A 6,488-nucleotide genomic window follows, 5' to 3' on the forward strand; every position below is an offset into this window, starting at 1 on the left:
GCCGTCGGGTCCGGCCAGGCGCAGCAGCGCCGGGCGGCCCAGCGCGCTGAGTTTGTCCAGGCTGGCGCGGCCGCGCAGGCAGTACAGCCCGGGCGCGACCACCGGCGGGCAGCGGCTGGCGTCGGCCACCGCGGCTTCCTGCGCGCGCACGGTCCACAGCCCCAGCAGCTGTCGCCAGGCCGGTGCCGCGGCGTCGCCGGCCAGGGCGATGCGCTGGTCGAGCGCATCGCCCGGAAGATAAGGCACCACCTCTTCGACCACCGCCGCCGGTGCAGCCACCGGCGCCACTTCGGCGGGCGTCGGCGCCGGCCGCTCCGGCCACAGCCAGAACCCCAGCGCCGCCAGCGCGATCACCGCGCCCACGCCGTGCGCGGCGTTCAACTTCGGTAGCTTCGAGAGTCGCGGCGCCAGTGCCTCGCGCGCGGCGCGGTCCACCCAGCGTTCGCCGATCTGCGCTTCGTCGTGCGCGTAGCCGGCCAACAGCGCGCGCTCGGCGATGATGTTGGCCAGCCGCGGCACGCCGCCCGAATGCTGGTGGATGCGCTTCACCGCCAGCTTGGTGAACGGGAAGCGCTGGCCGCCGGCCACGGCGTAGCGGTGCCGCAGGTAGTGCTCGAGCTCGCCGGCGTCGAGCGGCGTGAGGTGGAAGCGCGCGGTGATGCGCTGGGCGAGCTGGCGCAGGTCCTCGCGCGCCAGCAGCTCGCGCAGCTCGGGCTGGCCGAGCAGGATGATCTGCAGCAGCTTCTGGGTGTCGGTTTCGAGGTTGGTGAGCAGGCGCACCTGCTCCAGCGCCTCGACGCTGAGGTTCTGCGCCTCGTCGATGATCAGCACCACGCGCAGGCCCTGCGCATAGGCCTCGAGCAGGTAGGCGTTGAGCGCATCCACCAGCGCCTTCTGGCTGGTACGCTTGGCTGGCAGCTTGATGCGCAGCTCCTGGCAGATGGTCTGCAGCAGCTCCACCGGATCCACGCGCGGGTTCAGCACCAGCGCCACGCGGGTGTTCTCGGGCAGCTGCTCCAGCAGCAGGCGGCAGAGCGTGGTCTTGCCGGTGCCCACTTCGCCGGTCAGCTGCACGAAGCCGCCGCCGCCGCCCTGGCCAATGCCGAACAGCAGGTGCGCCAGGGCATCCCGGTGGCGCTCGCTCAGGTACACGAAGCGCGGGTCCGGGGTGATCGAGAACGGCGGCTCGGTGAGGCCGTAGTGCTCGAGGTACATGGCGCCTCGCGGGGAAGGGGATGCCTAGCCTGCCACAACCCCGCCCCGTGGGAGGGCTATTCGTCGAGGGTGAGGAGGGAGGCGTTGCCGCCGGCCGCGGTGGTGTTCACGGTCAGGGTACGCTCGGAGGCGAAGCGCAGGAGGTAGTGCGGACCGCCGGCCTTGGGGCCGGTGCCGCTCAGGCCTTCGCCGCCGAAGGGCTGCACGCCGACCACCGCGCCGATCTGGTTGCGGTTCACGTAGCAGTTGCCCACCTTCACCGTGCGCGAGATCTTCTCGATGGTCGAGTCGATGCGCGAGTGGATGCCGAGCGTCAGGCCATAGCCGGTGGCGTTGATGGCGGCCAGCACCTCGTCGAGCTGCGAAGCCTCGTAGCGGATCACGTGCAGCACCGGGCCGAACACCTCGCGGGTGAGCTGCGACAGCGACTTCAGCTCGTACGCCCGCGGCGCGAAGAAGCTGCCGTGCGCGGTGGCCTCGGGTAGCGGCACGGCCTTGATGAGCTTCGCCTCGCGGTCCATGCGCTCGGCGTGGTCGGCCAGGATCTTGCGCGCGTCCTCGTCGATCACCGGGCCCACGTCGGTGCTCAGCAGGGCCGGGTCGCCGACGACCAGCTCGTCCATCGCACCCGACAGCATGTGGATCACCTTGTCGGCGATGTCGGCCTGCACGAACAGCACGCGCGCCGCCGAGCAGCGCTGGCCGGCGGAGTCGAAGGCCGAGGCCATCGCATCCTTCACCAGCTGCTCGGGCAGGGCCGAGGAGTCGGCGATCAGCGCGTTCTGGCCGCCGGTCTCGGCGATCAGCGCGGCGATCGAGGCATTGCGCGCCGCCAGCGAGCGGTTGATGGCCCAGGCGGTCTCGGTCGAGCCGGTGAAGCAGACGCCGGCCACGCGCGGGTCCTTGGTCAGCGCCGCGCCGACGGTGGCGCCGTCGCCGGGCACGAACTGCAGCACGTCCCTGGGCACGCCGGCTTCGTGCAGCAGCTGCGTCGCCACGAAGGCGGTCAGCGTGGTCTGCTCGGCCGGCTTGGCGATCACGCTGTTGCCGGCGGCCAGCGCCGCGGCCACCTGGCCCACGTAGATCGCCAGCGGGAAGTTCCAGGGGCTGATGCAGACGAACACGCCGCGGCCGTGCAGCCACAGCTCGTTGGATTCACCGGTCGGGCCCGGCAGCTTCTCCGGCGCGCCGAACAGCTTGCGCGCCTGCAGCGCGTAGTAGCGCAGGAAGTCCACCGCCTCGCGCACTTCCGCCACCGAGGCCGACATCGACTTGCCGGCTTCCTTGACGCACAGCGCCAGGAACTCGGGCATGCGCTGCTCCATCAGGTTGGCGGCATGCTCCAGGATGGTGGCGCGGCTGGCGGCCGGCAGGCGGTCCCAGCCGTCTTGGGCGGCGACGGCATTGGCCAGCGCCTTCTCGACGGTGGCGGCATCGGCACCGGTCCACTGGCCGATCTTCTCCCGGCGGTCGGCGGGATTGGTGACGGCGTTGGCCGCGCCGGTGGCGCCGGCGCCCGGCACCAGCGGCGTGGCCGACCACGGCTTCAAGGCCGCGTTGATCTGGCTGGCCAGCGCGGCCAGGGTGTCGTCGTTGGCGAGATTGGCGCCCATGGAGTTGTTCCTGTCTTCGCCCTGCGAGCGGTAGAGATCGGTCGGCGCGGGAATGCGCGGGTGCGGCTTGCTGTCGAGCGCGTCCACCGCCGCCACCGGGTCGGCGACCAGGTCCTCGGGCGGCAGCGACTCGTCGGCGATGCGGTTGACGAAACTGGAGTTGGCGCCGTTCTCGAGCAGGCGCCGTACCAGGTAGGGCAGCAGGTCCTCGTGCGAACCCACCGGCGCATACACGCGGCAGGGCACGCCCAGCTTGTCCGCCGGAATCACCTCGGCGTACAGGTCGTCGCCCATCCCGTGGAGTTTCTGGAACTCGAACCGAACCCCCGGCTCCGAAGCCCGTCTCCCCTCCGGGGAGAGGGGTTGGGGAGAGGGGTTGCTCTTGGCGTAATGATGAATCGCCGCAATCGTCTGCGCGTTGTGCGTGGCAAACATCGGATAAACCGCATCCGCCGCCGCCAGCATCCGCCGCGCACACGCCAGGTAACTCACGTCGGTGTTGGCCTTGCGCGTGAACACCGGATACCCGGCGTAGCCTTCGGCCTGCGCCTTCTTGACCTCGGAATCCCAGTACGCGCCCTTCACCAGCCGCATCGGCATGCGGCGGCCGGTCCGGCGGGCCAGGTCGGCCAGGTAGTCGATCACGAACGGCGCGCGCTTCTGGTAGGCCTGCACGGCCAGCCCGTAGCCCTCCCAGCCGTCCAGCGAGGGGTCGGCGAAGGCGCCGCCGATCACGTCCAGGCTCAGCTCCAGCCGCTCGGACTCTTCGGCATCGATGGTGAAGCCGATGCCGTGCGACTTCGCCAGCCGCGCCAGTTCCAGCACGCGCGGGGTCAGCTCGGCCTGCACGCGGGCGCGCTTGGCCAGCTCGTAGCGCGGGTGCAGGGCCGAGAGCTTCACCGAGATGGACGGGGCCGCGAACACGTCCGGGTACGGCCCGCCGGCGCCGATCGCGCCGATGGCGTCGCGGTAGGCGGCGAAATAGCGGTCGGCGTCGGCCTGGGTGAACGCGGCCTCGCCCAACATGTCGAACGAATACAGGTACTTGGCCTGCTCGCCCTTGCGGCTGCGCTCCAACGCTTCCGCAATCGTGCGGCCCATGACGAACTGGTGGCCCATGATCCGCATGGCCTGGCGCACGGCCAGGCGGATGGCCGGCTCGCCGGCCCGGCCCACCAGGCGGCGGAAGGCGCCGATGGCGTTGCGTCGGGTTTCTTCGGCCAGGTTCACCATGCGGCCCGTCAGCATCAGGCCCCAGGTGGAGGCGTTCACCAGCACCGAGCTGGACTGGCCGACGTGGCGGTCCCAGTCGGCCTCGCCCAGCTTGTCGCGGATCAGCTTGTCGGCGGTGGCGCGGTCGGGGATGCGCAGCAGCGCCTCGGCCACGCACATCAGCAGCACGCCTTCCTCGCTGGACAGGTCGTACTGGCGCATGAAGGCCTCGACCATGCCCGGATCGGCGGCGCGCACCCGGGTGCGCTGCACCAGGGCCACGGCGGTAGCCTGCACCTGGGCCTGTTCGGCGGGCGGCAGGCGGGCCTGGTCCAGCAGCCCGGCCAGGTGTTCGGCCTCGTCGCGGTGGAAGGCGGCGGTGATCCGGGCGCGCAGTTCCGACGGCGGGCCGGGCAGTTCGGGGCTCAGGATCGGGGTCACGGGGGTCCAGGGCGGGGCGGCGCGGGTCTGCGCGAGAACGCGGATTCTAGTGCCCCGGCGGGGGGCGCGGAAGCGGGCATCCTTCACGAAGCTGGCGGTCCGGGGGCCGATTTGGCTTGCCGGGCCTGCGCGTGGGCCGGTAAAATTCGCGGGTTTTCCGAAGCTGGTCGCAAGCCTCCCGCGTGATCGAGCTCGTCGCAGCGCTGCCGTCAGGTCCCGGAGCCCGTTTGGTGCTCCGCCCGAGGCGCGCGCTGAGTGCGGGCCAGTTCGCCGGGCTGTTCGCGTCCTTGTCGCTGGCCACCTTCATCGTGGCGGGCTACGCCTTCGCCCAAGGCAATGTGTTCGCCCCGGCGTTCGCGCTGGTGGACGCGGCCTTCATCGCGGCGGTGTTGCGATGGGTGTGGCGCCAGGGCGATCGGTACGAAGAGATCGCGCTCGACGAGCGCCATCTCGAGGTCCGTCGCTCGGCGCAGGCCGAACCGGCCTTCCGCGCGCATCCTTACTGGGTGCGGCTGTCGGTGGATGGCGGCGAAGGTCGGGAGCGGGTTTTGCTGGGCTCGCAGGGCCGGCAGGTGGAAGTCGGGGCATTCCTCTCGCAGGAGGAGCGCCGCGACCTCGCCGTGCAGTTGAAAGGATTACTGGCATCGGCCTCGGGCCGGGACCGGAACGAAAATCATACGTTGGGGTAAGTTCGGATGAATGCAGCGATGAAAGCAGCGCGCGCCACCCGGTCCGGGGTCGCCCGGATCACCGTCGGCCTCGCCGCCGGCCTGGCCAGCACCCTGGCCTGGGCCAGCGAGCCGGTCCGCTGGCAGCTCAACATGCCCGAGGGCGTCACCCGCACCGCGGAGAACGCCTACGACATGCACATGCTGATGCTGTGGATCTGCGTTGCCATCGGCATCGTGGTCTTCGGCGCCATGGGCTATGCGATGTTCAAGTTCCGCAAGTCCAAGGGCGCGGTGCCCGACACCAGCTTCACCCACTCGACCAAGCTCGAGATCATCTGGACCGTCGTGCCGGTGCTGATCCTGGTGGTCATGGCCGTGCCGGCCACCACCAAGGTGATGGAGCAGTACGAGACCAAGGGCCACGAGATGACCGTCAAGGTCACCGGCTACCAGTGGATGTGGCGCTACGAGATCGTCGGCGAGGACGTGAACTTCATCTCCCGCCTCGACCGCGAGTCCGACCGCATCCGCCAGAGCGGCGAGCGCCCGACCGCCGAGACCGCGCCGCACTACCTGCGCGAAGTCGACCGCGTGCTGGTGCTGCCCACCGAAACCAAGATCCGCTTCGTGATCACCGCCGACGACGTCATCCACGCCTGGTGGGTGCCGGCCCTGGGCTGGAAGCAGGACGCGATCCCGGGAATCATCAACGAGGCCTGGACGGAAATCCGCGAGCCCGGCACCTACCGCGGCGTCTGCGCGGAGCTGTGCGGCAAGGACCACGGCTTCATGCCGATCGTGGTCAAGGCCGTCCCGCGCGCCGAGTACGAAGCCTGGCTGACCGCCCAGAAGGCCGGCGACCTCGCCGAAGCCGCCCGCATCGCTGCCACCGCCCCCGCTGACGCGGGCGGCGAGGGCTGAGCAGAACCCGAGAGAGGCACAGAATCATGGCTAACCACGACGTCGCCCACGCCGACCACCACGGCGAGCACAAGCAGAGCTTCTTCCAGCGCTGGTTCTACTCCACCAACCACAAGGACATCGGTACCCTGTACCTGGTGTTCTCGCTGGTGATGTTCTTCATCGGCGGTTCGATGGCGCTCGTCATCCGCGCCGAACTGTTCCAGCCCGGCCTGCAGCTGGTCGAGCCGGAGTTCTTCAACCAGATGACCACCATGCACGCGCTGGTGATGATCTTCGGCGCCGTCATGCCCGCCTTCGTGGGCCTGGCCAACTGGATGATCCCGCTGATGATCGGCGCGCCCGACATGGCCCTGCCGCGCATGAACAACTGGTCCTTCTGGATCATGCCGTTCGCCTTCACCCTGCTGCTGAT

At 70.1% G+C, this 6,488-nt stretch carries 5 protein-coding genes; 3 read left to right on the forward strand and 2 right to left on the reverse strand.

Annotated features, from left to right (window positions below):
• On the reverse strand, positions 1 to 1,215 hold a 1,215-nt coding region (locus tag Q0C12_RS14310; protein ID WP_290891359.1), incomplete at its 3' end, for an AAA family ATPase.
• Positions 1,216 to 1,271: 56 nt separating this feature from the next.
• Positions 1,272 to 4,481: a bifunctional proline dehydrogenase/L-glutamate gamma-semialdehyde dehydrogenase PutA gene (putA, locus tag Q0C12_RS14315; protein ID WP_290891361.1), complete on the reverse strand. Its 3,210-nt coding sequence runs from the start codon at positions 4,479 to 4,481 to the stop codon at positions 1,272 to 1,274.
• Positions 4,482 to 4,663: 182 nt separating this feature from the next.
• On the opposite strand from putA, the gene Q0C12_RS14320 reads away from it, so the two are divergent.
• The 3 genes from Q0C12_RS14320 to Q0C12_RS14330 form a co-directional block, all read left to right on the forward strand.
• Complete coding sequence (locus tag Q0C12_RS14320) at positions 4,664 to 5,170, forward strand: DUF2244 domain-containing protein (RefSeq protein WP_290891363.1); 507 nt, start codon at positions 4,664 to 4,666, stop codon at positions 5,168 to 5,170.
• A gap of 18 nt (positions 5,171 to 5,188) precedes the next feature.
• Complete coding sequence (coxB, locus tag Q0C12_RS14325; protein ID WP_290891365.1) at positions 5,189 to 6,073, forward strand: cytochrome c oxidase subunit II; 885 nt, start codon at positions 5,189 to 5,191, stop codon at positions 6,071 to 6,073.
• 26 nt (positions 6,074 to 6,099) lie between these two features.
• Positions 6,100 to 6,488: cbb3-type cytochrome c oxidase subunit I (locus tag Q0C12_RS14330; protein WP_290891367.1), on the forward strand; the 389-nt coding region annotated here is incomplete at its 3' end.

The organism is Arenimonas sp., from assembly GCF_022842045.1.
Lineage (GTDB): Bacteria > Pseudomonadota > Gammaproteobacteria > Xanthomonadales > Xanthomonadaceae > Arenimonas.

Excerpts from the sequence above, each read along its gene's own strand:
- coxB (WP_290891365.1), top strand. The coding sequence starts at position 5,189 with ATGAAAGCAGCGCGCGCCACCCGGTCCGGGGTCGCCCGGATCACCGTC.